The 26,520-nt window shown below is 62.8% G+C and carries 24 protein-coding genes; 14 read left to right on the forward strand and 10 right to left on the reverse strand.

From position 1 onward, the window contains the following. Window positions 1-62: 62 nt before the first annotated feature. Together IF690_RS20460 and IF690_RS20465 are read right to left on the reverse strand one after the other, a co-directional pair. Entirely contained in the window at window positions 63-866 is an 804-nt protein-coding gene (locus IF690_RS20460; RefSeq protein ID WP_202697152.1) for an MOSC domain-containing protein, read from the reverse strand. Window positions 867-965: 99 nt separating this feature from the next. Then, window positions 966-1,901: a chemotaxis protein CheV gene (locus tag IF690_RS20465; protein ID WP_009044919.1), complete on the reverse strand. Its 936-nt coding sequence runs from the start codon at window positions 1,899-1,901 to the stop codon at window positions 966-968. Window positions 1,902-2,440: 539 nt separating this feature from the next. Here IF690_RS20465 and IF690_RS20470 point away from each other — a divergent pair. From IF690_RS20470 to IF690_RS20480, 3 genes are all read left to right on the forward strand, one after another. Further along, entirely contained in the window at window positions 2,441-2,908 is a 468-nt protein-coding gene (locus IF690_RS20470; RefSeq protein WP_202697153.1) for a hypothetical protein, read from the forward strand. A gap of 503 nt (window positions 2,909-3,411) precedes the next feature. After that, the gene (locus IF690_RS20475) at window positions 3,412-4,305 is read left to right on the forward strand and encodes a sensor histidine kinase (RefSeq protein ID WP_202701654.1); all 894 of its coding nucleotides are present in this window, start codon (window positions 3,412-3,414) and stop codon (window positions 4,303-4,305) included. Further along, window positions 4,302-4,961 (forward strand): response regulator, encoded by a 660-nt coding sequence (locus IF690_RS20480; RefSeq protein ID WP_202697154.1) that lies wholly within the window; start codon window positions 4,302-4,304, stop codon window positions 4,959-4,961. The genes IF690_RS20475 and IF690_RS20480 overlap by 4 nt, the downstream gene beginning before the upstream one ends. On the opposite strand, the gene yegS is transcribed toward IF690_RS20480, so the two are convergent. After that, on the reverse strand, window positions 4,958-5,860 hold the full coding sequence (yegS, locus tag IF690_RS20485; protein WP_202697155.1) for a lipid kinase YegS: 903 nt from the start codon (window positions 5,858-5,860) through the stop codon (window positions 4,958-4,960). The genes IF690_RS20480 and yegS overlap by 4 nt on opposite strands. Window positions 5,861-6,083: 223 nt before the next feature. Between yegS and IF690_RS20490 the strand changes: the two genes are divergently transcribed. Continuing rightward, on the forward strand, window positions 6,084-6,347 hold the full coding sequence (locus IF690_RS20490) for a hypothetical protein (protein ID WP_202697156.1): 264 nt from the start codon (window positions 6,084-6,086) through the stop codon (window positions 6,345-6,347). A gap of 58 nt (window positions 6,348-6,405) precedes the next feature. On the opposite strand, the gene IF690_RS20495 is transcribed toward IF690_RS20490, so the two are convergent. Together IF690_RS20495 and moaB are read right to left on the reverse strand one after the other, a co-directional pair. Then, on the reverse strand, window positions 6,406-7,632 hold the full coding sequence (locus IF690_RS20495) for a molybdopterin molybdotransferase MoeA (protein ID WP_202697157.1): 1,227 nt from the start codon (window positions 7,630-7,632) through the stop codon (window positions 6,406-6,408). Further along, the gene (moaB, locus tag IF690_RS20500; RefSeq protein ID WP_007923271.1) at window positions 7,616-8,155 is read right to left on the reverse strand and encodes a molybdenum cofactor biosynthesis protein B; all 540 of its coding nucleotides are present in this window, start codon (window positions 8,153-8,155) and stop codon (window positions 7,616-7,618) included. The genes IF690_RS20495 and moaB overlap by 17 nt, the downstream gene beginning before the upstream one ends. A gap of 79 nt (window positions 8,156-8,234) precedes the next feature. Between moaB and mobA the strand changes: the two genes are divergently transcribed. After that, the gene (gene mobA, locus IF690_RS20505; RefSeq protein WP_202697158.1) at window positions 8,235-8,843 is read left to right on the forward strand and encodes a molybdenum cofactor guanylyltransferase MobA; all 609 of its coding nucleotides are present in this window, start codon (window positions 8,235-8,237) and stop codon (window positions 8,841-8,843) included. A 71-nt stretch (window positions 8,844-8,914) separates the two neighbouring features. Beyond that, window positions 8,915-9,136: a YgdI/YgdR family lipoprotein gene (locus tag IF690_RS20510; protein ID WP_007923269.1), complete on the forward strand. Its 222-nt coding sequence runs from the start codon at window positions 8,915-8,917 to the stop codon at window positions 9,134-9,136. Window positions 9,137-9,217: 81 nt separating this feature from the next. On the opposite strand, the gene IF690_RS20515 is transcribed toward IF690_RS20510, so the two are convergent. The 4 genes from IF690_RS20515 to IF690_RS20530 all read right to left on the reverse strand — a co-directional run bounded on the left by IF690_RS20515 (window position 9,218) and on the right by IF690_RS20530 (window position 11,352). Continuing rightward, window positions 9,218-10,108: a pseudouridine synthase gene (locus IF690_RS20515; protein WP_202697159.1), complete on the reverse strand. Its 891-nt coding sequence runs from the start codon at window positions 10,106-10,108 to the stop codon at window positions 9,218-9,220. 88 nt (window positions 10,109-10,196) lie between these two features. Beyond that, window positions 10,197-10,517: a hypothetical protein gene (locus IF690_RS20520; protein WP_007923266.1), complete on the reverse strand. Its 321-nt coding sequence runs from the start codon at window positions 10,515-10,517 to the stop codon at window positions 10,197-10,199. A gap of 57 nt (window positions 10,518-10,574) precedes the next feature. Further along, a complete protein-coding gene (locus tag IF690_RS20525; protein ID WP_202697160.1) occupies window positions 10,575-11,003 on the reverse strand; it encodes a S24 family peptidase in 429 nt (142 codons plus the stop codon). 112 nt (window positions 11,004-11,115) lie between these two features. Beyond that, window positions 11,116-11,352 (reverse strand): glutaredoxin family protein, encoded by a 237-nt coding sequence (locus IF690_RS20530; protein ID WP_053262141.1) that lies wholly within the window; start codon window positions 11,350-11,352, stop codon window positions 11,116-11,118. Window positions 11,353-11,568: 216 nt separating this feature from the next. Between IF690_RS20530 and IF690_RS20535 the strand changes: the two genes are divergently transcribed. Beyond that, on the forward strand, window positions 11,569-13,527 hold the full coding sequence (locus IF690_RS20535; RefSeq protein ID WP_202697161.1) for a monovalent cation:proton antiporter family protein: 1,959 nt from the start codon (window positions 11,569-11,571) through the stop codon (window positions 13,525-13,527). 49 nt (window positions 13,528-13,576) lie between these two features. Here the strand turns inward: IF690_RS20535 and IF690_RS20540 are convergent, their stop codons facing one another. Continuing rightward, window positions 13,577-14,785 (reverse strand): ammonium transporter, encoded by a 1,209-nt coding sequence (locus tag IF690_RS20540; RefSeq protein WP_202697162.1) that lies wholly within the window; start codon window positions 14,783-14,785, stop codon window positions 13,577-13,579. A 329-nt stretch (window positions 14,786-15,114) separates the two neighbouring features. Here IF690_RS20540 and IF690_RS20545 point away from each other — a divergent pair, with 329 nt between their 5' ends. The 7 genes from IF690_RS20545 to IF690_RS20575 all read left to right on the forward strand — a co-directional run bounded on the left by IF690_RS20545 (window position 15,115) and on the right by IF690_RS20575 (window position 26,440). After that, window positions 15,115-15,429: an ElaB/YgaM/YqjD family protein gene (locus tag IF690_RS20545; protein WP_202697163.1), complete on the forward strand. Its 315-nt coding sequence runs from the start codon at window positions 15,115-15,117 to the stop codon at window positions 15,427-15,429. Window position 15,430: 1 nt separating this feature from the next. Beyond that, window positions 15,431-15,817 (forward strand): phage holin family protein, encoded by a 387-nt coding sequence (locus IF690_RS20550; RefSeq protein WP_202697164.1) that lies wholly within the window; start codon window positions 15,431-15,433, stop codon window positions 15,815-15,817. Next, on the forward strand, window positions 15,814-16,155 hold the full coding sequence (locus IF690_RS20555; RefSeq protein WP_009050101.1) for a hypothetical protein: 342 nt from the start codon (window positions 15,814-15,816) through the stop codon (window positions 16,153-16,155). The genes IF690_RS20550 and IF690_RS20555 overlap by 4 nt, the downstream gene beginning before the upstream one ends. Before the next feature lie 138 nt (window positions 16,156-16,293). Continuing rightward, entirely contained in the window at window positions 16,294-17,457 is a 1,164-nt protein-coding gene (locus IF690_RS20560; RefSeq protein WP_202697165.1) for an EAL domain-containing protein, read from the forward strand. A gap of 101 nt (window positions 17,458-17,558) precedes the next feature. Beyond that, complete coding sequence (locus IF690_RS20565) at window positions 17,559-18,890, forward strand: deoxyguanosinetriphosphate triphosphohydrolase (protein WP_180922110.1); 1,332 nt, start codon at window positions 17,559-17,561, stop codon at window positions 18,888-18,890. An 857-nt stretch (window positions 18,891-19,747) separates the two neighbouring features. After that, window positions 19,748-21,370: a ShlB/FhaC/HecB family hemolysin secretion/activation protein gene (locus tag IF690_RS20570; protein ID WP_252189579.1), complete on the forward strand. Its 1,623-nt coding sequence runs from the start codon at window positions 19,748-19,750 to the stop codon at window positions 21,368-21,370. 111 nt (window positions 21,371-21,481) lie between these two features. Beyond that, window positions 21,482-26,440, forward strand: coding sequence for a hemagglutinin repeat-containing protein (locus IF690_RS20575; RefSeq protein WP_202697166.1), 4,959 nt, complete (start codon window positions 21,482-21,484; stop codon window positions 26,438-26,440). The last annotated feature ends 80 nt before the right edge of the window (window positions 26,441-26,520 follow it).

Below are 26,520 nucleotides of genomic sequence, written 5' to 3' on the forward strand. Positions count from 1 at the left end.
CGGCGATAAAAATGCCCGTATCTGGCGATACGGGCATTTTTCATTTCAGCGCTGCCGCCCCTTTATTCCAGCACGGTGACCGGCATGCCCACTTCCAGCCGGCCGATGCCATCGTTCACCAGGTTCTGCCCGAACATCGCCCCACCTTCTTGCGCCCGGTACTGCTGCAGCGTGGCCAGCGGCTCACGGTCGGCACTGCGCTCGCCAGTCTGCGGATCGATGGTGGTGAGGATGCAGCGCGCACAAGGCTTGACCACCCGAAACTCGATATCGCCAATGCGGATGCGCTTCCAGCCATCTTCGGCGAATGCCGGGAAGCCTTCAATCACCAGGTTGGGACGAAAGCGCAGCATCTCCAGGGGACGGCCGACACGACTGGACAGGTCTTCCCGGGAAGACTCGCCGATCAGCAACAGCGGAAAACCGTCGGCAAAGGCCACCTGATCGTCATCCTTGCCGTAACCGGCCTGAGTGGTGCGCGCGCGGTCCAGGGGCACCTGTACCAGGCGGGTCGGCTTGCCGATGAACTCGCTCAGCCAGGCATGGGCCTCGTCGCCGGCATCCGGCACGCGCAGGGTGTCGCGCCAGATGGTCACGCCACGCAACGGGGCATCCGCACCAGGCAGTGGCACATCGATGGAGGGATAGCCGGGAGCACTGAGGGTCAGCCCCCCCTCGGCGTTCCAGAGTGCCGAAAGCTGGCTCATGTGCGGGACCGCGCGCTGGGTCAGGAAGCGTCCGCTGGGTTCATCGACCAGCATCCAGCGTCGATCTCCCTCCAGCCCCAGCCTGTCCAGCGCGACCTGTTGCAGGGACTCGCCCTTGCCGGACTTCAAGGGGTATCGATAAAGCGCGCTGAGACGCATGGCCAACTCCCGGGTGGCAAAAAAAGCAACCTTATACGAGCCGGCCGGCGAATCAAAGAAGCACCTGCGGCGCAGGCATCGCTCCGGCCACTGCTCCCGTCAGGCGGGAACTTCGTCCAGCATCAGGCGCTGGCGCACCACGTCGACCAGTTTGTCCGGCTGGAACTTGGACAGGAAGTTGTCGCAACCGACCTTCTTCACCATCGACTCGTTGAAGCTGCCGGACAGCGAGGTATGCAGCACCACATAAAGACCGCGCAGACGCGGATCGTTGCGGATTTCGGTGGTCAGGCGATAGCCGTCCATTTCCGGCATTTCGGCGTCGGTGAACACCATCAGCAGCTTGTCGGTCATGTCGACCCCGGTATCGGCCCAGGCCTTGAGCATCTTCAGGGCCTTCAGGCCGTCGCTGGCAATGTGCATCTTCACCCCCAACTGGCCCAGGGTGTCGCGCAATTGCGACAGCGCCACGTTGGAGTCGTCCACCAGCAGCACTTCACGGCCGCGGGCACGCTCGAGCACCGGGTCGTCGAGCTTGTCGCGCGACACCTTGGCGTTGTACGGGACGATTTCGGCCAGGACCTTTTCCACGTCGATGATCTCGACCAGTTGATCGTCGACCTTGCTGATCGCCGTCAGGTAATGCTGGCGGCCGGCACTGGTTGGCGGTGGCAGGATGGCTTCCCAGTTCATGTTGACGATGCGGTCGACGCCTCCCACCAGGAAGGCCTGCACCGAGCGGTTGTACTCGGTGACGATGATGGTGCTGTTGGGACCCGGCACCAGCGGCCGCATGCCGATCGCCTGGGACAGGTCGATGACCGGCAGCGTCTGCCCCCGCAGGTTGACCACGCCACAGACGAACGGATGGCGCTGGGGCATCAGCGTCAGCTTCGGCAATTGCAGGACTTCCTGCACCTTGAACACATTGATCGCGAACAACTGTCGCCCGGCCAGACGGAACATGAGGATTTCCAGGCGATTCTCACCCACCAGTTGCGTGCGTTGATCTACCGTGTCGAGAATGCCGGCCATGTAATGACTCCTGGGCTTGTTCTGATGAATTCACTAACGCGGGTTATCGGCGCAATTCACCGAATCTTGACCCGCATACAAAATGCCATGCAAAGGCATTGATGTCACATTAACATCATGCTTTACTGGCTTCGCGATTTCATCCGCACAAGCTCCCGCCGCGACCTCGATTTCAGCACTTGGTTCCCCTCTGTAAGGGAATCCCCTATCGGCAATCAGGACCAACCTGATATTCGCGATATCCAATAGCCATTAATGTGACGCCATTCTCATTGCATGAATGGAGTCAGGCTTTTGTTTGTGATCGCAGGAAGATGGGCTGGTGCCCCTTCGAGCCCCCCCGCCTCCGCTGTCCAAGCGTGGCCAGCACACCGTGCTCGGCAGCCTGTCGCCTGCCGACTAAACCCCAGCACCGCGTCTTCGTCCATTGAGAACCAATCAGATTCGTCTTATATCCCACGGCATAACCGACGTAATACCTTACAGTCGCTCACAAAACGGACCATTCCATCATCTGACGTGGCGTCGTGGAGACAAGCATGCTGATCGACGATAAAGAGTGGCACCAGTCAACCGACTTTCTGCTTGAGGCAGAAGCACTATTGGCCAAGTCTGTTGAATGCCTGAACCATCTCAACCTGATCAAGAACGACCAGGACGCCATCGATTGCATGTTGTCCACTCTGCTCAAACTTGCCGAGAAGACCGACGCGCTGGCGCTGCGCAGCACCGCCGATTTCTCGCGCCAGGTTCATGCGTTGCTGGATCACTCCCATCCTTATCCGGACATGAACGAGCAGATCCTCGATACCCTCGGGGAGTGCTTCAGCCTGATGGCCTGGCAGCTTGAACTCGTCGATCCGGTCACTGGGCAGTTGAACCTCGATGGCAACGAACAGGCCACGCTCATCGAATCCCTCGCCGTGCAAATCGACCCGCTGCCCGCGCCCCTGTCCCGCCACCAAAATTCGTTTAAAGTTTTTTCGATCGCCAAGAGAAACGCATAAACCTGTCGTTAGTCCCTAACTTCAGGCGTTAGATATGTTGTGATATTGACCAGCATCATGTCGTTATTCAATATTTCATGCCTGTTAACGACAGAACCAACTAGCCCAACTAAATAAAACCAATCCCAAGACTTCAAGCGACCTGAATTTCGCCTGTCCGTTCGTGCAAGGCCAGATACAGTCACTGTTTCAGGGCAGCCAGTTAAAACAAGCGAATCGGAACATACGTCCCAAGAGACAATATTCCTGACCTGCTGGACATATATGGAGACGCGACCAACGGTAGCTAAGCTGGTACTATGCCAACCACTAAACGATATCCTTAATGGCACTATGATTTCAGATTGATCTTGTTACACACCTGATCAGTGCAAGGCTTGCTCCCAACGAATAGACCGCGTTAATTGAAGCCGCATACTCAAACAATACCGTTTTCCAAACCGGGGCCCGTCAGCCGACTTGACCGGTCTCCCCGCAGCGAACATTCATTGGCTCCATCCGCTATGTACGCCAGCCTCAAGTCAACCGCCACCAGACTTCTTTCTCGAATAAACCTGCGCTGGCTCAACCTGTTGCTGTGCTCATGCTCGGCACTTGGAAGTCTGGCCGTGTATTGCCTGTCGACTACCTTTCCCCTCAGCCTGCTGATCCTGAATCTCGCAGCCCTGGCCAGTGTCTGGGCCTATTACGGTGATTCGCGCAACTCGATCAAGTTCCAGCCTCAGGAACTGGCGGATCGCTTGCTGGAAGTCCAGGAAAACGAACGCCATCGTCTCAGTCGTGAACTACATGATGATATTGGTCAGTTGCTGACTGCCGCCAAGCTGCAAAGCGAATGGCTCAAGCGCCGCCTGCCCGAAGACCTGCAACAGCATTGCACGACGCTTCAAAGCACATTGGAAGAAACCCTGGCCAAGGTGCGCGATGTGTCGGCCATTCTTAATCCCCGGCAATTGGCCAGCCTGGGCCTGGAAGCCAGCCTGCGGGCCCACTTGCTGAAGACCCTGGAAAACACCTCCGTGCACTGGAGCCTGGAATGCAAGCAACGCCTGGCAGGCATCCCCGAGGAGATGGCGGTGGCCGCCTTTCGCATCACCCAGGAAGCCGTCACCAACATGCTGCGTCACGCCCAGGCGGATAACCTGCTGGTACGCCTGCAACGCCTGCCCGAGGGGCTTTCGCTGTTTATCAGCGACGATGGCCGTGGCTTTTCCCCGGCGGCCAATCCTGGCGCACAAGGACAACGCGGCATGGCGGGCATGGCGGAAAGAATCGCGCAACTGGGTGGCACCCTGAAGGTTTCCAGCCAACCCGACCAAGGCACACAAATCGAAGCACTCTTCCCCTGGGCGCCTCGCGCACTCGAACGGGCCAGTACGAATAAGGTTTTACATTGACCTGCAATTTACTTCTGGTGGATGACCACTCGCTCATCAGGGCTGGCGTGCGTGCCCTGGTCATGGACATTCCTGGCTATGCCGTGATCGGCGAAGCCAACGATGGCGCACAAGTACTGGAAATGGTCGAAAGGCTGTCGCCAGACATTATCCTGCTGGATATTTCCATGAAGGATATCGGCGGCCTTGAGGCCTTGAAGAAACTCAAGGTGGCACATCCGCAGAGCAAGGTACTGATTCTCTCGATGCATACCGATCCGGCGCTGATCATGCAGGCCCTGGAATCCGGGGCTCATGGCTATCTGCTCAAGGACACCACCGCCAACGAACTCGAGCACGCGCTCGACGCCTTGCGCAACAACGAGCGTTATCTCAGCCCGGCCATTGCCCACACCGTGATCAACCAGGCGCTGATCCGCGTGCAAAAGCCCCACCCGGAACCCGTTGAAACCCATAACCTGACCGCACGCCAGCTGGAGATCCTGCGCCTGATCGTTCGCGGCAAATCGACCCGCGAAATCGCTCACGGGCTGGGCCTGAGCATCAAGACCGTGGAAACCCACCGCTCGCAGATCATGAAACGCCTGCAGATCTATGACGTGGCCGGCCTGGTCCTGTTTGCCGTCCGCGAACAGATCATCAGCCTCGACGATTAAGGCGCCGAAGCCCCCAACAGTGGGGAGTCTTCCGGCAAATGCACCCGCAATGCCCCTGGAAGCGCGCGAAAACGCAGGTTTTCGCCTTGCAGGGGCTCACCGTCGAGATTGATATCCAGCCCCTCGGACACCTTGATTTCCACCCAGGGCAGGCGCGTACGCACAAACAGATTGTCGATCCCCCAACCGCCGGCCAGCAGATCCTTCAAGGTGCCCACCAGCTCCTGGGGGGCCGGCAGGATACTGAGATCCAGCAACCCGTCATCGGCCAGCGCCTCGGGGCACAGCAGATGACCACCACCGGCCTGGCGCCCGTTGCCGATCCCCAGGGCCAGCAGCTCGCCGCACCAATGGAAATCCGGCCCCTGCAGTTCACCGTAGGCCGCATGCAGTTCATTGAAACGAGACAAACCAGTGAACAGATAGGCGGCGCCCCCCAGGATCTTTTTCAGATCCTCGGAGGTATTGGCCGTCACCTGGCTGCCGAAACCACCCGTGGCCATGTTGAGAAATACCTGCCCTCCGACTTCGCCGAGGTCGATCGTCCGTGCCGGCACGTCGAGCAGGTTCAGTGCCTCATGGGGCAGCAACGACACGCCGGCCGCCCGCGCGAAATCATTGGCCGTCCCCAGCGGCAGCAACACCAGACTGGCATCGTTGGCCTGCGCCGCCATGGCCTCGGCGATATCACGCAAGGTGCCATCACCGCCTCCCGCGATCAGGCGCGTATAACCGAGCGCAAGGGCTTCACCCACCAGGCGCTGGGCATCGCCCGCTTCCCAGGTCAGGCGGACCGCCAGCTCCCAGCCCTCTTCGCGCTTGCGCGCGACAGCCTCGCGGACCTCTTCGTTGAGGGCCTGCTTGCCGTGCAATATCAGCATCGCCTTGCGTTCGCTCATCGCTCATCACTCCTGTCATTCAAGGGCCATTGAAGGATGTTGACCCTCGGCCCAGGAGAAAAAGTCCGACCGGATGTAATCAATTTGTCCTCATCAGGCCGTCAGCTGGCTGACCGGTAACTTTTCTGACCGCAGATTGAGAATCACCTGAATTGACCCGAAACGGACAATCGGAGAATGTTCATGGCAGGCAAACGACGCCTCACACAGGGAAGCGAAACACATGGATGACAAGAAATGTTTTGACCGCTCGAACTCCACGCTCAATCGGCTGGAAGGGAGCATCCTGCTCGGCACAGGTAAACACCCGAAACTGAGTGTCCATCAAGTACATACCCGTGACCTCGAGCATAAGCCCGACAGCAAGCTTCACGTCTTGCTCAAGAAACTCGGGTGGGTATTGGCCTATGCCGGCTTTCTGTCGGCACTGCTGTCCTGGGGACTGAACAGCCGTTTTGGCTTGCTGATCCTTTTACTGCTGCGTTGATAGGCAGGGCTCTGGAGGGTGGACCCGGCCCTGCCGACCAGGTCCTCCTCCCCTGGAGTCAGCCCAGGACTTCACTCAATGGAATGAAGTTGACGAAGTCGCCTTCAGCCAGCGTTCGCTCTTCCAGTACCTCGACCAGCCCCTCGGCCCAGGCGGCACTGCGCAAGACCCCGGAACTCTGGTTGCGGTAGATGATTGCCCTGCCCTGCTCCATGCGCCCACGCAGGTACTCTCGTCGGTTCCCCGGTTTCGGCCAGGCAAACCCGGCTGGAACCTGGAACTGCAAGGGCTGCAGCGCCTTCACTCCCTGGCGCCGCAAAATATAGGGGCGGGCCAGCAAGGCGAAGGTCACCAGCGTCGAGGCCGGGTTACCGGGCAGGCCGATCACCGGCACACCGCGAAAATGCCCGAAGGTCAACGGCTTGCCCGGCTTGATCGCCAGTTTCCAGAGGGCCAGTTCGCCCTCTTCTCTCAATGCGATCCCCAGGAAGTCCGCCTCGCCCACCGATACACCGCCGGTGGACAGTATCAGATCCACATCGGCCAGCTCGGCAAGACGCCGCCGGGTCGTGGGCAGGTCGTCCGGCAGGATTCCGCCATCGACCACCTCACAGCCCAGACGCTGCAACCAACCGCAAAGCAAGACCCGATTGCTGTTGTAGATCTGCCCGGGACCGAGCGGCTGCCCGGGCTCTACCAGCTCGTCACCGGTAGAGAGCACGGCGACCCGCGCTCGACGCACCACATCCAGCTCCGCGCACCCCAGGGAGGCGGCCAGTCCCAACTCGATCGGCCCCAACTGTGTTCCGGCCACCAGCACGCACTCGCCGACCGTGGTTTCCTGGCCTTGTGGACGAATGTTCTGCCCCGCACCGAGAGGCTCGGTAAAAGACACCCGCCCATCGGCCTGAACCTGAGCGTTCTCCTGCATTTCCACGCAGTCGGCTCCCGCCGGGACCGGTGCCCCGGTGAAGATGCGGGCGCAGGTGCCAGGAGCCAAAGGCTCGGGGGCCTGGCCGGCGAAGATCCGTTGGCTGACCACCAAGGGCTCGCCATTCCAATCCGAGGCACGCAAGGCGTAACCGTCCATGGCGCTGTTGGGCCAGGGCGGAAGATCCAGGGTGGAAATCAAGTCGTCGGCCAATACCCGGCCTTGAGCGGCCGCCAATGGCAGCCGTTCGCGTTCGAGAATGGGGGTAGCCTCGGCCATCTCCAGCAAGCGGGCCAGTGCGACCTCGACCGGCATCAAGGCACCGGTCTTGCCCGGCTTACCCACGGGATTCACAAGGTGCTGCCTGTTTCAGGTGGGTGACGAAATTACACGGCCGGTGCCGCGAATCCAGCTGCTCGGCGAGGATGCCGTCCCAACCGGTACGCACCGCATTGGTCGAACCCGGCAGGCAGCACACCAGCGTGCCGTTGGCCAGGCCTGCCAAGGCTCGGGACTGCACGGTGGAAGTGCCGATGTCGGCCACCGAGATCTGACGGAACAACTCGCCAAATCCGTCGACCTGTTTGTCGAGCAGGCAAGACACCGCTTCAGGGGTGCTGTCGCGGCCGGTAAAACCGGTACCGCCGGTGATCAGCACCACCTGGACCAGATCGTCGGCGATCCAGGTCGCCACTTGTGCGCGAATCTTGTAGAGGTCGTCCTTGAGCAGGACGCGCGCGGCCAGGTTATGGCCAGCAGCGCTCAGACGATCGACGAAGACCTGGCCGGATGTATCGGTCTCCAGGGTCCGGGTATCACTGACAGTCAGCACCGCAATGTTCAGAGGGGCAAAAGGTACATCAGCCTTGGCTTTCATAGGCTCGATCCAGTTGTAGGAGAAACAGCCCGGTGTTATATCACAGCGCTCTCTTTGACCGCCCCTGTGGAGACGTGCCATGACCCAGCGCGCAGATTTGCCACCCTGCTCCATTCTGCTCCTGGCCGGTGGACGCGGCCAACGCATGGGCGGAAGGGACAAGGGGTTGATCGAATGGCAGGGCCGGCCATTGATCGCCCACCTGCATCGACTGACCCGCAGCCTGAGCGATGACCTGATCATTTCCTGCAACCGCAATCGGCAGCAGTACGCGCCTTATGCCGATCAACTGGTGCAGGACGAAAACAACGACTTCCCGGGGCCGCTGGCAGGTATTCGTGCCGGACTGGCGGTCGCCCGGCATGCCCGATTGCTGGTGTTGCCCTGCGACGTACCGCGCATCGACGCGCAACTGATCGACGCCATGCGACAAAGCGCCGCCCTGCATCCGGACAAACCACTGATGCTACGCCATGACGAGCACTGGGAACCCTTGCTGTGTATCATCCCGCGCGCGCTGCTCGGCACCTTCGACGGTGCCTGGCAGAACGGTGAACGCAGCCCCGGACGTATCATGCGCAGGCTGGATGCTCAGGCCCTGCAATGTCCGGCAAACGATCCCCGATTGGCTAATCTGAATACACCAGCGCTGTTAAGCCAGCAGCACGGCGTGTCAGAATGCCCTTAACTCAAGGAACTTGCAGGCGTTGCATACGTCTCAAGCACAGCAACTAAAAGTATTCATCTCGGAGACACATAATGATTCAGCGGACCCTCGCCACTCTCATGCTCGCACTGGGCCTTGCCACTCTCGCCGGTTGCGCATCGCCTACTGTGATCACCCTGAATGACGGTCGCGAAATCCAGGCCGTCGATACGCCGAAATACGATGAGGATTCCGGCTTCTACGAGTTCGAACAACTGGACGGCAAACAAACCCGTATCAACAAAGATCAGGTCCGTACGGTAAAAGAGCTGTAATCCATAGCGTTACAGCCTTGAACGATAAAGCCCGCTTTCGCGGGCTTTATCGTTTCTGGCAGCCGCAAGCAGTTGCCTGGATTACCACTGCAAGGTGATCCGACTCTCGAACTCGTGCTCCACCCCTGTCAGCGGGTCGGTAAAACGCAGCCCCTGGGCCAGCAGCTTGAGCGGCTTGGCGTAATCGTCCTCCACATCCTTGAGCACATCGGGATAGAACGGGTCGTTGCAGATCGCCGCCCCCAGCGCACTCATGTGCACCCGCAACTGGTGCTTTTTGCCAGTCACCGGATACAGCCCATAACGCCAGAGGTCGCCGTTCTTTTCCCGGACCTCCAGTGCCGTTTCCGTATTCGGCGTACCAGGCCCTTCCTGCATGCGGAAAAAGGGCTCGCCATCGACCAGGCGGCTTTTATGCACCCGCGGGAACTCAAGATCGGGCAAGGCCGGTGCGATAGCCTCGTAGCGCTTGTCGATCCTGCGTGTCGGAAACAGCGACTGATAGGCCGAGCGGCTTTGTGGATTGGCCGAAAACAACACCAGGCCCGCCGTATGCCGGTCGATGCGATGCAGAGGCACCAGGTGGGGATTGTCCAGGCTGCGGATCAGGCGGCGCAGCAAGGTTTGCTCGACATATTCCCCCGCCGGGGTGACCGGCAGGAAATGCGGCTTGTCCGCCACCACCAGATGCTCATCGACGTACAGGATCGACTCCTGCACCGGGATGACCTTTTCGTCGGGCACTTCGCGAAAATAATGAATGCGCAGGCCTTCGCGGTACGCCAGGTCGATGCTGATCGGCAAACCCTGTCCATCGAGCACCCGGCCACGGGCGATCCGGCTCAGCCACTGTTCGCGGCTGATGGTGCTGAAATGATCACACAGGCAGTCCAGTACGGTTGGCCATGAACCCGGGGGCAGGTACAGGGTGCTGGCCTGATGCTGTGCGGCGGAAAAAGGTATGCAGGACATACAAAAGCTCGAACGGACAATGCAGAGCGGCATTATCCAACATGGGTCCCGGGGAACCTAGGAGAGTTTCCCCATCCGGGGCCTGCGACTAAGCGCGGGCCACGCCGGCCTGCGCGGCGGCATCGGTGAACTCCTTCAGCCAGCGCAGCACATCGACCGCCTCCCAGCGGGCCGGGTCATACAACGCATACAACAACCCCTGATACCCCACCACGTCCAGTTGCCGGTGATAACCCGCACGCTGGAACAGGGCTTCGATTTCGGCAAAGCAGGTATTGAAATGCAGCTTGTTGAACGGCGTCTTGCCTTCCGTGACCAGCCCGTCCAGGCGCAACTCGAGTACCGCTTCGCGCACCACATCGGCGGACATGCGGTTCACACTGCTCTTCAATTGTTCGACATTGACCATCATCAGTCCTTCTACCCTCTCATTTCATCCACTGAGCACACGCCCCGCACATCGGTATCAGCCACGGCCGACATAACTGACCACCCACAACACCACGCCCCAGATCTGCGCCGAATCCCGATCGTCCAGGGGGATCGATGCTATCGAAGGGCGCGCCGCCTTGAGCAGCAGCCCTCCCTTCGGGTCGGGAGCCAGCAGGCGCACGCCATAGGCGTCTTCGCCATCGAGATGGGCTACCACGTACTGATCCACCGCTGGGGCCGCCGAACGATCGACGATCAGCCGGTCGCCGGGATAGATACCAAAACCCAGCAGGCTGTCGTCATTCACCAGCACCGCGCGGATCTGCGGCGCCCCCAGCCCCACGGTGCGATCCAGCGAAAAACCGCCTTCGAACTTGAGCCCGGCAGCAAACCCGCCGTGCTCCGCATGCTCGGGCGACAGGTGTTGCAAACGCTCGGCGCGGGCGAGAATTGTGAGAGACATGACGAACCATCCCGATAACTGTACGCATATACAGTAACCGAATAATCGGGATCCCGCCAAGGGATTGCAGCGAAGGCGACAAACGGAAAGGAGCGTGCCAGCGACAGACGGTTCAGCGCAGGAAGGCCACCACCTGCTCGGCATCGAACGGCCAGCCCAGCTCGGCGCCGTTGTCCACCCGGCGCAGGACCGGGATCCGCAAGCCATACGCCTCGAACAGGGTTTCGTCTTCCGCGATATCCACCAGCTCGACCATCAGCCCGTGCTCCACCAGCGGCATCAACTCCGCCTCGGCGAGTTCGCACAGGTGGCAGCCCAGGGTGCCGAACAGCTGACATTCAGGAGGCATGACATACAGACCGAAAAGAGACAGGCGCTTATTCTAGGCCCGCGGGAAAAAGCCGTCGACCGATGAACGCAGCACCCTGCGGCCAGCAGCGGTCATCGTCGAGCATTCTGCCAAACAGCTGATGCAGGTCAGCGCCGCCAACTTCCGGCTGAGCGACCCTCGCGGCTTTTTTTGCCTCTACGCTCTGTCATTACAACCCGCCGCCCGGAGATGTCTGTGTTCGCCAATCTGTTGATCATCCTCGCTTCATCCCTGGTGGTGATCGCCCTGTTCCGCCGCCTGCGCCTGCCGCCTGTGCTGGGCTACCTGTGCGTGGGCCTGCTAGTGGGGCCGACCGCCTTCGGCTGGGTCAAGGACAACGAAAACCTGCCTGACCTCGCGGAACTGGGGGTGGTGTTCCTGCTGTTTTCCCTGGGGCTGGAGTTTTCCGTATCGAAGATGCTGGCCCTGCGCCAGGTGGTATTCGGCCTGGGCAGCCTGCAAGTGTTGTGCAGCGGCGCCGTCCTCGGCGGCCTGCTGATCCTCGCCGGCATCCCGCCAATCCCGGCGCTGCTGCTCGGCGCGGGCCTGGCGCTGTCCTCCACCGCCATCGTCAGCAAGGAACTGGGCAGCCTCGGGGAAATCTTCAGCAGCCACGGGCAGAATGCAATCGGCGTGTTGCTGTTCCAGGACGTGGTCGCCGTGCTGTTGCTGACCCTGGTGCCGGTATTCGCCGGCAACACCGAACAGGCCTGGTACTGGGCCCTGCCCCTGACGCTGGGCAAGACCGCCCTGCTGTTCATTGGCCTGGCGCTGGCCAGCCGCTGGTTGCTGCCACGGCTGTTCCACGAGGTGGCCGCCTCCCGTTCCGCCGAGCTGTTCGTGCTGCTGGCCCTGGTCATCGTCCTGCTGACCGCCTGGCTGACCCACCTGCTCGGCCTGTCCCCTGCCCTTGGTGCGTTCCTCGCCGGCATGCTGCTGGGGGAAAGCCGTTACCGGCACCAGATCGAGGCCGATATCCGGCCGTTCCGCGACATTCTGCTGGGGCTGTTTTTCGTCAGCATCGGCATGCTGATCGACCTGCAACTGTTCGCCAGCCATGCCCTGTTGATCCTCGGCCTGACCCTGGCCCTGATGCTGATCAAGGGCGCCGTGGTGGCGTTGTTGCTCAAGCTGCGCGGCAGCGACGGCGAGACCGCCTGGCGCAGTGGCCTGGCCCTGGCCCAGGGGGGCGAGTTCTGTTTCGCCCTGATGGCACAGATGCAGCAGAGCCAGTTGATGCCGACCGAGCTGAGCGGCCTGCTGCTGGCCACGACCTTCTGTTCGATGCTGCTGACCCCCTTGCTGCTGCGCGCCGCCCCGGGCATCGCCGCGCGCCTGCACCGCAAGCCGAACCAGGAGGCCCACCTGGAAGAAATCAGCGCCCTCAACGCCGGCTTGCAGGAACACGTGGTGATCTGTGGATATGGTCGAGTGGGCCAGTCGATCGGCCGTTTCCTGCGTCGCGAACAGCAGCATTTCATTGCCCTGGACGACGACCCGGTGCGGGTCCAGGAAGCCGCGGCCGGCGAAAGCTGCGTGCATTACGGCGACTCGCGCCGCGCCGAGCTGTTGGCGGCGGTCGGCCTCGAGCGTGCGCGGCTGCTGGTGATTGCGGTGGACAAGACCGACATCGCCCTCAACGTGCTGAAAAGCGCGCGCCGGATCAACAGCGAAGTGCCGATCCTGATACGCACCCGGGACGACAGCCAACTGGCCGAACTGAAAGCCGCCGGCGCCAGCGAAGTGGTGCCGGAGTTGCTGGAGTCGAGCCTGATGCTGGCATCCCATGCGCTGGTGATGCTCGGGCTGCCGGAACACCAGGTACAGGTCAAGGTCGACGAGGTCCGCCACAACCGCTATCGCCTGCTGCATGGCTTCTACCATGGCGCGCAGACCGACCTGCTGGACAATCGCGGCCAGCCGCGGGTGCTGATGCATGCGGTCAATCTAAGCAGCGCGGCCCACGCCTGCGACCTGGCCCTGGGCGAGCTGGCGCTGGAGCAGTTGGGCGTGGATGTGCAAGGCGTGCAGCGCGATGGCCACGACCTGGAGCTGGCCGCCAGCACCCTGCTGCAAGCCGGCGATACGGTGTTGATGTCCGGCCCGCTGGCGGCCATCGAGGCGTCGGAGGCGCGCCTGCTCGGCGGCCAATGACCAGCGGCAAGCAGCCCAGGCTGGAAGCTCCAGCCTGGGCCGCCAGGCTTCAGTCCTGGCTGACCGCGCCGATCTTGTGCAGCGACAGGTCGGCGCCGTAGTACTCCTGTTCCTGCGTCAGGCGCAGGCCGCAGAGCGCCTTGATCGTGCCATACACCAGGAAGCCGCCGACCAGCGCCACCAGCACGCCCAGGCCGGTACCGATCAACTGGCTGATCAGGCTGACACCGCCCAGGCCACCCAGGGCGCTCTGGCCGAAGATGCCGCAGGCGATACCGCCCCACACGCCGCACAAACCGTGCAATGGCCAGACACCCAGCACATCGTCGATTTTCCAGCGCGTCTGGGTGGCGATAAAGCACCAGACGAACAGCGCGCCAGCAATCGCCCCGGTGATCAGCGCCCCCACCGGATGCATCAGGTCGGAGCCGGCGCAGATCGCCACCAGCCCGGCCAGCGGGCCGTTGTGCAAAAAGCCCGGGTCATTGCGCCCGACGATCAGCGCCGCCACCGTGCCGCCCACCATGGCCATCAGCGAATTCACCGCCACCAGCCCGCTGACCGCCTGCAGGGTCTGCGCGCTCATCACGTTGAAACCGAACCAGCCGACAATCAGGATCCACGACCCCAACGCCAGGAACGGAATGCTCGACGGCGCGAACGCCACCAGCTTGCCGTCGCGGTAGCGCCCGTTGCGCGGCCCGAGCAGCAGCACCGCGGCCAGCGCCAGCCAACCGCCCATGGCATGCACCACCACCGAGCCGGCAAAATCATGGAAGCCCGCGCCAAAGTTCTCCTGCAGCCAGGCTTGCAGGCCGTAGTTGCCGCTCCACACCAGGCCTTCGAAGAAGGGATAGATAAAGGCCACGATCAACGCCGTGGCGCAGAGCTGCGGGACGAACCGCGCACGCTCGGCGATGCCGCCGGAAATGATCGCCGGAATGGCCGCGGCGAACGTCAGCAGGAAGAAGAACTTCACCAGCCCGTAGCCGTGATCGGCACTGATCACCGCCGCCGGTTGCAGGAAGCTGACGCCGTAGGAGATCCAATAGCCTATAAAGAAATAGGCTAGGGTCGAGACCGCGAAGTCGCTGAGGATCTTCGACAAGGCGTTGACTTGGTTTTTCTGGCGCACCGTGCCCACCTCGAGAAAGGCGAAGCCGGCATGCATGGCCAGGACCATGACCGCACCGATGAGGATGAACAGGGTGTTGGAACCATGGACCAGAGTGTCCACAGCGCTTTGCAGATTTTCCATGGAATGGGCAGACCTGATAGCAGGAATTATCCGCGAGCCACTCGAGCGTTTTGCACCAACTTGGCACCGAAGGTCTTGTCGACCCACGCAGTACGACCCATTTTGGCGCGACGCTTTTTCGAGAAGGGTGTATCGCTCGGGGGTGTTTCCATAAGTGTTGATTTTTTAGGGTAAGGTTTTAGCTGCCAGGCACCGCATCCTGCGCGCTTTCGGCGCAACCACCCATGTTTACGCACCAGGACAAAGCAAAAGCTGTACCAGACAATTGCACTGAACCTTCGCGCAAGGCTCATACTCGAACCCTTCAGAACGCCACTACGGAGATAACCATGGCCAGCAAAACCACCAAGACAGCTCAAGAAACACTGATGGCGGACTTTCAGGCACTGGTCAGTGACACGGAACGTCTGCTGGAACACACCGCCACCCTGGCTGGCGAGCAGGCGGACGAATTGCGCACACAGATTCACGACCGCCTGCTGCGCGCCCGCGAGACCCTGCAACTGACCGAACAATCGCTGCGCGAACGCGGCCAGGCGGCGGTCACCGCCACCGAAGACTATGTGCAGAGCAACCCCTGGCAAGCAGTGGGCATCGCGGCGGGCGTGGGCTTCCTGATCGGCCTGCTGGCAACCCGGCGCTGATATGGCTATCGATGAATCCGGCTCCACCGCGGGCCAAGGCTCCTCAACGCGGCGCCTGGGCGCTGCTTTCCTGGGTTTGTTGCACAGCCACGTCGAACTGTTCGGCATCGAGTTGCAGGAACAGAAGGCCAGAACCGTCAGCCTGCTGTTGTTCGCCGGGTTGACCCTGGTATTCGCCCTGTTGCTGTTGGTCGGCCTGTCGACGCTGGTGCTGATCCTGTTCTGGGACACCTATCGCCTGACCGCCATCACCGGGCTGTGCATCTTCTATACGCTGGCTGCGCTGTTCTGCGCCCTGCGCCTGAAGGCGGCGATTTTCGATGAGTCCTCGCCCTTCCATGCCACCCTTGAAGAGCTGGCCAACGACAGGGAGCGCCTGCTGCCATGAGCCTGCCGGACATCCCGCAAACCAATTCCCGGCGCGAAATGCGCAAGGCGCTGATCCGCCTGCGCATGGAAATGCATCGCCAGGAAATCCGCCACGAATCCCATCAATTGCTGCAACCCTTGCAGCGGGTCCGTGGCCTTGGCCAAAGCTGGCAACAGGGCTTCGGCATCAAGCACGCGCCGTTGTGGGGCGTGGCCGCCGTGACCCTGTTGGGCTTCCTCACCGGCAAAGGCGCCAAGAGCGGCAGCGTCAGGAACTTCGCCCGGCTGGTACGGCTCAGCGCCGGCCTGTTGCCGCTGATCAAGCTGGTCATGCAAGGTTCTTCGAGCAAGCATTGAGCAGCCGCCATCTGGCTGCATTCTTGCAATCACTCCCGCAATAGCTGCGCCCCCGACCTCTCTCACGAGAGGCCGGGCCTTGCCTGCCTGTTGCCTCGGCGCAGTCCCAAGATCAACAAGATCAACCAAGGAGGTCCCGTGATCGACGGGCAACCGCTTGCCTGCTTTCAACCCTTCATCGACACCGCCACCGGTCGTATTGCCGGTGTCGAAGCCCTGGGCCGCCTGCGCCAACCGAACGGCCAGCTGCTGTCGGTCGGCCCCTTGTTCAACGATCCCCGGACCTCCTCCACCGCCCTGCGGCGGCTCGACCGGCTGATTCGTGCCGACGCCCTGAGCCGCCTGCATGAAGCGCCCGCGGACTGGTTCCTGAGCCTCAATATCTCGCCCCGCTGGATCAGCCGCCTGCGCGCCGGCCAGCCCTTGCCGAGCCTCAGGCAATTGCAGCAACAGGGCGTCGATCCGCGGCGCGTGGTCTTCGAAATCACCGAGTTGAGCGGCAACAGCCAGCGCCTGAGCGAAGTGGTGGCGCGCTACCGCGAAGCCGGCGCGCGGATCGCCATCGACGACTTCGGCGCCGGCTACTCCCAGCTCGACCGGGTGCTGGCCCTGCAACCGGACATTCTCAAGCTCGACATGCGCCTGTTCCAGGCTGCCGCCCGTGGCGGGCCCAGCAGCGATGTGGTCAAGGCCCTGGCGCAGATGGCCGAGAAAACCGGCTGCTGGATCATCGCCGAAGGGGTCGAGAGCGAAACCGAACTCAATTTCGCCCTGGAATGCGGCTCGCGGTATGTCCAGGGCTTCCTGTTTGCCCGGGCCGAGCAGGCGTTCTTCGCCAGCGATGCTTTCGTCGCGCCCTTTGCCCGGGCGCGCCAGCGCTATGTGCAGCAGAAACTGGCCGAGCGCGGACGCCTGATGCAGATGCGCCAGCAACTCACGGAGCTGATGACCCTGTTGCAGGATTGGGCCCAGGCCCGGGCCCCGATCGAGCGACTGCCGCAGGTGGATGCCTTTCCCTGGTTGCTGCGCTTCTATCAATGCGATCGCCACGGCACCCAGCTGACGCCGAACCTGGAATGGCGCCACGAGCGCTGGCAGGCCGATCACCGCTACGTCGGCCACAACTGGTCGTGGCGCCCGTACTTCTACCACCTGCTGGCCGAAGGCTGGGACGAGCGGCGGCTGACCCTGTCCAACACCTACCGCGACGCCACCAGCAACCAGTACTGCCTGACCGCCGGGCAGTTCTTCGACAATGGCCAGCGCCTGCTGTTGATCGATATCGATGCCGCGGGGCTTTAGGGGCGTGCGTGACCCGTTCTGTTATTCGACTGGTTCCACTTGCAGGCGCTGGCGCGAACCGGGAAGCTAGCCCATCAGTCATTCGACGGAGAGACCCCGCCTTGGATTGGCATACCCTGCTTACCCGCGAACGCCTCGGAAAACCGCTGCACAGCTCTGAAGAACTGGGCCGCAGCCCCTTCCACAAGGACCACGACCGCATCATCTTCTCCGGTGCCTTCCGCCGCCTGGGGCGCAAGACCCAGGTGCACCCGGTGTCCAGCAACGACCACATCCACACGCGCCTGACCCACTCCCTGGAAGTCAGCTGTGTCGGTCGCTCCCTGGGCATGCGGGTCGGCGAGACCATTCGCGACGCCCTGCCCGAGTGGTGCGAACCGAGCGACCTGGGGATGGTGGTGCAATCGGCCTGCCTGGCCCACGACATCGGCAACCCGCCGTTCGGCCACTCCGGCGAAGATGCGATCCGCCACTGGTTCCAGCAAGCCGCCGGGCGCGGCTGGCTGGACGCCATGAGCGAAAACGAGCGCAACGACTTCCTCAACTTCGAAGGCAATGCCCAGGGCTTCCGAGTACTGACCCAACTGGAATACCACCAGTTCGACGGCGGCACGCGGCTGACCTACGCCACCCTCGGCACCTACCTGAAGTACCCCTGGACTGCGCGCCACGCCGACTCCCTGGGCTACAAGAAACACAAGTTCGGCTGCTACCAGAGCGAACTGCCGTTGCTCGAACAGATCGCCAACAAGCTCGGCCTGCCGCAACTCGAGGAACAACGCTGGGCCCGCCATCCGCTGGTGTACCTGATGGAGGCCGCCGATGACATCTGCTACGCCCTGATCGACCTCGAGGACGGGCTGGAGATGGAGTTGCTCGACTATGCCGAAGTCGAGTCGCTGCTGCTCGGGCTGGTGGGCGACGACCTGCCGGAAACCTATCGCCAGCTCGGCCCGCGGGACTCGCGCCGGCGCAAGCTGGCGATCCTGCGCGGCAAGGCCATCGAACACCTGACCAACGCCGCCGCCCGGGCCTTCGTCGAACAGCAGGACGCCCTGCTCAGCGGCACCCTGCCGGGCGATCTGGTGGAGCACATGCATGGCCCGGCCAAGCGTTGTGTGCTCAATGCCAAGGACATCGCTCGCAAGAAGATCTTCCAGGACAAGCGCAAGACCCTGCACGAGATCGGCGCCTACACCACCCTGGAAATCCTCCTCAACTCGTTCTGCGGCGCCGCGCTGGAACAGCACGGCGGGCGCACGCCGTCGTTCAAGAACCGGCGGATTCTCGACCTGCTGGGCAACAACGCACCGGACCCGAACGGCTCGTTGCACGCCTCCTTCCTGCGCATGATCGACTTCATCGCCGGCATGACCGATAGCTACGCCAGCGAAATGGCCCGGGAAATGACTGGGCGTTCCAGCCCGCAATGACCCGCCGTTGAGCGGCTGCCTCGCCTGATCGAGGTGGCCGTTCGAGCGGTTTTGCGTGAATCGGCAACTAAGGGATTCCCCTAGCCTCTTATCAGGCAGTAACCGGCGATTGCCGTTACTTCAACTTTTGCACCCTGCCACTTCACACTGCATTGAGAGTGCCGCTCACGTCCAGCAAGTTCGCCAGGCGCCATCCAGATCGGCAATATTTCATGCAACCTGCAGCACCTAGAGCACTTGCTCTATAACTAGCGATATTGACCGCTAGATGTATCCCAATAAGCAATTCAACTAGCCTGAATTAAACAGATCGTTAACGATACAACCAAACATCCTACCTTTACCTTTCGATACATCTGCCTCCCCTTCAGGCAGAAACCCTTGCCGCACAAGGCCCCTACGGGCCCACCAACGATTACAAATTCCGTACAAATCAACTTTATCGTTTCCGCTAGTCTCGAACCGTAATGGCTTAACCAGGATTAATTTCACTCCGCGACAGATCGTTCCCCTTTCATGACCCTGCCCGAATGATCGGTGCAAAAACAAATAGCAAGCGAACTAATTACCCACACTACAACTTCGGCTCCACCTGTTAGTTCAGCAGGCATCTGCAAAATAGTTTCACCCCTCGCTGTAACAAAGAGCGCGCCCAGGACTCAAGCGTCAAAAGGGAAGTGAGTACACGGAATGAATCCGTGTCGATAAGTTGTTCCTGCACTTCCTCGTCCGTTTTTCACTGTTAAGGATGTCGAGTGCCCTATACGTCCTCAAGTCACCCAGGCAGTCACGCCGGCCTGCGCCGCTGGTTGCTGCTCTCGCTGCTGGCCGGTTCCCTGCCGGTGGCCGCCGCCGATATGCCACAACCGGGTCAGGAAGCCCTGCGCCTGCAGCAACAGCAACAGCGCGACCTGCAACAACTGCAACTGGAACAGCGCCAGCGCCAGTTACAGCGCGGCAGCTTCGGGACCCCGGCGGTCACTCCCGCCGAAACCACCCAGGGTGGCGAGGATGAACAGTGCTGGGCCCTGAGCGGCACGCGGATCGCCGGCGTCACGCTGTTCAAGAAAGACCGGTTGAACCGCCAGCTCGAACCCTATATCGCGCCCTGCATGGGAGTGAACGGGATCAACCGCCTGCTGGCGCAGATCACCCGGATCTATGTCGAGGCCGGCTACATCGCCAGCCGCCCCTACCTGAGCAGCGCCCCCGCCGCCGGCCATTCGCTGGATATCGTGGTCGACGAAGGTTATGTCGAGGCCGTCGAACTGGTCGACCAGAGCCTGCCGGTTTCCCTGGCCGGGGCCTTTCCCGGCATGCTCGGCGAACCACTGAACCTGCGCGACCTGGAACAGGGCCTGGACCAGCTCAATCGCCTGCGCTCCCTGGACCTGACCGCCGATATCGCCCCCGGCAGCCAGCCCGGCGCCTCGCGGATCATCCTGCGCCCGCGCAGTGGCGGCGCCTCGCGCTGGGCCCTGGGGCTGGGTGTGGATAACCTCGGCAGTGCCAGTACCGGGCGTGACCGCAACGCCGTCAACCTGAGCCTCGACAGCCCGCTGCAACTCAACGATGCGCTCAACCTGAACTTCAGCGACACCCTCAATCACGGCCCGCGCTACAGCCGCAACGCCAGCGTTTTCTATTCGATCCCCTACGGCTACTGGACCTACAGCCTGTTCGCCAGCCACGCCGAGTACCGGGCGCCGTTCAAGCTCAGCAGCGTGACCTTCTACAACAGCGGGCGCACCGACCTGCTCAGCCTGCGCGCCGACCGCGTGCTGTGGCGCGACCAGGGGCACCAGCTGAGCGCCAACCTGCAACTGGCCCACAAGGATGTCGACAGCTACCTGGAGAAAGTCCGCCTGGGCATCCAGAGCCCGACCCTGACCGTGGCCGAAGCCGGGCTCAACCTGTTCTGGCTCGACAGCGCGGTGTGGAACCTCGACCTCAATTACGCCCAGGGCCTGACCTGGTTCGGCGCCGACCGCGACTCGCAACAGGTGCAGAAAAACCTGCCGCAGGCGCAGTTTCGCAAGTACCGCGCCAGCCTCAGCCAATGGCGCAATGGCCGCTTCGGCAGCCAGCCCTGGCAGTGGCAGAGCCAGCTGTCGCTGCAATACAGCCCCGACCCGCTGCCGGCCATTGAACAACTGCTGGGCACCGACGACTCCGCCGTGCGCGGCTATCGCGAGAACAGCGCCTCGGGCGCCATCGGCGGGATCTGGCGCAACACCCTGCGCCTGCCGTTGCAGAACGATGCGCCCGTCAAGCTGACTCCGCGCCTGGCCTTCGACCACGGCCGGATCAAGGCGCAAGAAGGCGCCAGCAGCGAGCGCCTGAGCAGCGCCAGCATCGGCCTGAACCTGAGCTGGAAGAACGTGCAAGTCGATGTCGACTACCAGCACAGCCTGGAAACACCCCAGCGTTTTCACCATGAGTCGCCCGCCTGGCTGACCCGCCTGAGCGTGCAGATCTGAGGTCCCGCGAACCGTGCATCAGCCTGAAAAAAACAGCCGAGCCTGAACACCACAGCAGCGTTGCAACGAACAGCGCGCACCGCCACTCGGCCCACACATAGAGAGCTTCTTATGCCCGACAACCCATCTGTGTTTCACCTGTCCCCCAGGGGCAAACTGCGCCTGGCCATCGCCAGCCTGCTCCTGGTCTCCCATCTGCCGCAGGCGCTGGCCGGCGGTATCACCGTGGCCCCGGGACCGGGTGGTATCCCGCAGCTGCAAAACCAGAACGGCGTGCCGATCGTCAACATCGTCGCGCCCAACGGCGCCGGGCTCTCCCACAACCAGTTCCTCGACTACAACGTCGATCGCCAGGGCGTGGTGCTGAACAACGCCCTGCAATCCGGCGCCTCGCAACTGGCCGGGCAGCTGGCTGCCAACCCGCAGTTCCACGGCCAGGACGCCAGCGTGATTCTCAACGAGGTGATCAGCCGCAACGCCTCGGCGCTCAACGGTACCCAGGAGATCTTCGGCCGCGCCGCCGACTATGTGCTGGCCAACCCCAACGGCATCTCGGTCAACGGCGGCAGCTTCATCAACACGCCGAACGCCAGCCTGCTGGTCGGTCGCCCCGAGTTCAACGACGGCAAGCTGCAAGCCCTGAGCACCGGTGACGCCAAAGGCCAGTTGACGGTCGAGGGCCGAGGCCTGAAGAACGACAAAGGCAGCATCAACCTGATCGCCCCGCGCATCGACAGCCAGGGCGACATCACCGCCGGCAACCAGCTCAACCTCACCGTCGGACGCAACCGCGTGGACCCGGCCAGCGGCAAGGTGCTCAGCACCGACCCGGCCGGTAACACCAAGGAGCAACGCATCGACGCCAGCCTGTTCGGCGCCATGCAGGCCGGGCGCATCAACATTGTCAGCACCGCCGAAGGCGCCGGCGTGCGGGTCGGCGCGGTGCAGGTCAAAGGTCGCGACGGGGTGGATATCGCGTCCGCCGGCGACCTGCACATCAGCGGCCAGGCCAAGCCCGACAGCCTCGACGCCATCCGAGCCGGCGTGCACAGCAGCCAGGGCGACGTGCAGTTGCGCAGCGGCCAGGACCTGAGCCTCGCCGCCACCGATGTCAGCGCCCGCGACATCAAGCTCGATGCCGGGCGCAACCTCACCCTGAGCGCCATCGAAAGCCGCAAGCTCCAGGAAAAACGCGAGCAGTGGAGCAACAGCACCATCGGCATCACCTGGGAAACCTACGACCGCACCCTGACCGACAGCGACAGCCGTCAGCACGGCAACCAGCTGACCGCCCGCCGCGATGCCGAGCTCAAGGCCCGCGCCAACACCGAACTCAAGGCCAGCCAGATCAAGGCCGGCAATAACCTGACGGTCGACAGCGGCGCCGACCTGCGCCTGACCGCCGCCACCGAAACCCACGAACAACGCGACCAGGGCCACCACCGCAAGCACCTGTGGAAAGCCGACTGGGACAAGTCCAGCAGCGAGCAACGCAGCATCACCAGCCAGCTGGAGGCCGGCAACAACCTGCAACTGACCAGCAGCAAGCAGTTGCAACTGCAGGGCGCCGAACTGGCCAGCAACAATATCAAGCTGACCGGGCGCCAGGTGGACATCACCAGCGCCAGCCGCACCCAGAGCAACAACGACAAGTCCTACTCCGGCGACCTGGTCGGCGGCAGCTTCTTCGGCAAGAACGGCGACGGCGACAGGGGCAAGACCCTGAACAAGGGCAGCAAGGTCAACGCCAAGGGCGACCTGATCGTCAAGGCCGACGAAGTCCGCATCAGCGGCAGCCAGGCCCGTGGCGGCAAGCAGGCCAGCGTGATCAGCGCAAACGGCTCGCTGACCATCGACGGCGTGCAGGACCGCTCCCACGCCAACAGCTACAGCAAGGACAGCAAGTTCTTCGGCATCACCAAGGACGAAAGCCGGCAGAACCACAAAGACAGCACCACCGTCACCAGCGACCTGCGCTCGGACAGCAACCTCAAGCTGCAAAGCGCCAAGGACATCGCCATCAGCGGCGCGCACGTGGCCGCGACCGGCGAGCTCAAGGCCGAGGCTAGCGGCGACATCAGGATCGATTCGGCGCAAAACACCTCACAGAGCGAAAGCACCACCCACACCCGTGGCTTCGACGCCTATGCCAAGGAGAATGCCCCGGGCACCCGGCAGTACCGCGCCGGCGTGCGCTACGAAGACCAGCAGAAAACGCTCAAGACCGACGACACCCGACAACAGGGTTCGAGCCTCAGCGGCGGCAGCCTGCAAGTCGCTGCGGGCGGTGACCTGAGCATCAAGGGCAGCGACCTGAAGGCCACCCACGGCGATGCCAGCCTCAGCGGCAAGCAGGTCGAGCTGCTGGCCGATCACGACCAGAAGAGCAGCAGCACCGACACCCGCACCACCGGCGGCGGCTTCTACTACACCGGCGGCCTGGACCGCGCGGGCAACGGTGTGGAGTTCGCCCACAGCAGCACCCAGGACACCCATGGCACCCGCACCGCCAACAGCACCGGCATCGCCGCCAGCGGCAACCTGACCATCAAGGCCGGCAACACCCTGGTGACCGAGGGTGCCCAGGTCAAGGCCGGCGACAAGCTGCTGGTGAACGCCGAGCAGGTCGACAACCGCGCGGCGCACAACAGCGAGTCCAGCAGCCACAAGGAAAACACCTGGAGCGCCGATGTCGGCGCCAACGTCGAATACAAGGGCCTGACCCGCCCGGTGGAAAAAGCCATCGAAGGCGTGGCCCAGCGCAAGTTCCATCAACCGGGCCTGCTCGACGCCCTGGAACAACCCAACGTCGGCCTGGATGTGGAAGTCGGCCACCAGGACAAACAGCGCACCGAGCAAGCTAGCAGCGCCGTGGTCAGCCAGTTCCAGGGTGGCCAGGTCGAGGTCAAGGTGGCCGGCCGGCTGCAGGATGAAGGCAGCCGCTATGAAGCCACCCAAGGCACGCTGAAGATCGACGCCGGCAGCCAGGTGGCCAAGGCCGCCAGCGATACCCACGACAGCCGCGAACAAGCGCTGGACGCCAAGGCCGGCGTGCGGGTCTACACCACCACTGGCGAAGACCTGAACCTGCGTGGCAGCGGTGCCGGCGGCAGCAGCGACAAGCGCAGCGACAGCAGCAAGGCGGTGGTCGGCAGCTATGTCGGCAAACAGGGCGTGGGCATCGTGCTGAGCGGCGATGGCCAGTACGAAGGCAGCCGGTTCGATGGCGGCGAAGCCGGCGTCAAGCTGCACAGCGGCGGCGAACTGACGCTGAACCAGGCCAATGACCGCCAGAACAGCAGCGACTCCAGCCTGCGCGGCGATGCCTCGCTCACCGTCGGCAGCGCACCGGGCGCCAACGGCAATAACCTCAACCTCGGCGCCGGGCTGCAACTGGACCACAAGCGCCTGGACCAGCAGGACAGCCAGGCGCGGGTCGCGACTATCCAGGGCAAGGGCCCGGTCGAATTGACCAGCGGCGCCGACCTGATCCTCCAGGGCACCACCATCGGCAGCAAAACCGCCAAGACCGGCGACATCAGCCTCAACGCCGGCGGCAAACTCGACCTGCAAGCCGCGGTGGACACCCACAGCAGCCAGGGCAGCAACCTCGGTGGCGGCCTGACGGGCGGTGCCAGCAAGACCAGCAGCGAGCAGAGCAGCGGCAAGAGCGCCAACCTGAGCGCCAACTTCAACATCGGCCGGGTCTCGGAGCAGGACCAGAGCCAGACCGGTGGGCAACTGCACAGCAATGGCCAGGTAACACTCGCCAGTGGCTCCGACAGCAACACCGCGCTGCACTTGCAGGGCACCCAGGTCGAGGGCAAAAACGTCATCCTCAGCGCTGACCAGGGCGGGATCTACCAGGAGTCGGCGCAATCCACCCAGGCTCACAACAACTGGGGCCTGACCCTGGGCGCAGGCGGCAATGGCGGCAAGACCACCCGCGCCGACGCTGGCGAACACGACTCGCCGAAAACCGATCGCGGTATCCATGCCCGGGCCAAGGTCGATGTCGAGCAACTGCACGGCAACACCCAGCACAACAGCGTGATCAAGGCCGACCAGGTGACCCTTGCCAGCAACGGCGACACCCATCTGGCGGGGGCGCGCATCGACGCCAACCAGGTCGATGGGCGGATCGGCGGCGATCTCAAGGTGGAGAGCCGAAAGGACCAGCTCAGCAGCACCACAGTCAACCTCGACGCCCGCCTGGACGCCGAAAAGAACCAGCCTGGCGTGGTCGACAAGCTGACCAAGCAGAGCGGCCCGCTCAAGGACAAGCTGCAGGCCAAGGCCGAAGGCAGTTTCGACAAGCACCGCGAGAAGCTGGAAAACGCCGTCGACAAAGGCACCGAGCGCCTGGTGGCGGCCAAGGACAGCCTGGTGAACAAGGCCGAAATCGCCAAGGAGCGCCTGGGCGAGAAACTCACCCGCAGCGGCAGCTACGACGTCAACCCGGAGCCCAAGGGCGCCTTCGGTCGTGGCGTGGATAAAGCCAAGGGCTACCTCGCCGACAAGACCGAAGCCTTGGGCGATCGCTTCTCCAGCCTCAAGGAACGAGTCTGGCCGAAAACCAGCGACAGCTACGCCGTCAGCGAGAAAACCGGCGCTGGCAGCAAGCTGACCAACACCGCGGAAGGCGTGCTGTTCGGCGACAAGAGCGGCAACACCTCCTACACGCCGACCCTGAACCTGAATGTCAGCCGTCAGAGCAAGGACAGCGTGGCAGAGGCTTCAGGCATCAGCGGTCGCCGCGGGGTCAACCTGCAGGTGTCGGGCGAGACCCGCTTGAGCGGCGCGCGGATCGGCGCCAGCGAGGGCAAGGTCGACCTCGGCGGCTCGACCGTCAGCACCACCGCCCTGGCGGGGACGGATTACCGCGCCGATGTCGGGCTGAACCTGTCGAAGTCGCCGGTCAACCTGGCCCTCGGCGCCAAGGATGAGCTGACCCGCAAGCAGGACGAGGCCACCCAGAAGGATCAGGCGTTCAACCTGGGGCCGCTGCGCGTCGGCGGCCATAGCGACAGCCAGCTGCTGCAGGCCGGCATCGATCAGAAAGCGCCCTGAGGCAAGCACTCCGTGATCGGCTGCCCCCCATGAACGGGGGGCAGCCTTGCCCAGTTCCCTTTCCTCCTCACCGGCTTGTA

The sequence above is a fragment of the Pseudomonas sp. SK3(2021) genome (genome assembly GCF_016772375.1).
GTDB lineage: Bacteria > Pseudomonadota > Gammaproteobacteria > Pseudomonadales > Pseudomonadaceae > Aquipseudomonas > Aquipseudomonas chlororaphis_I.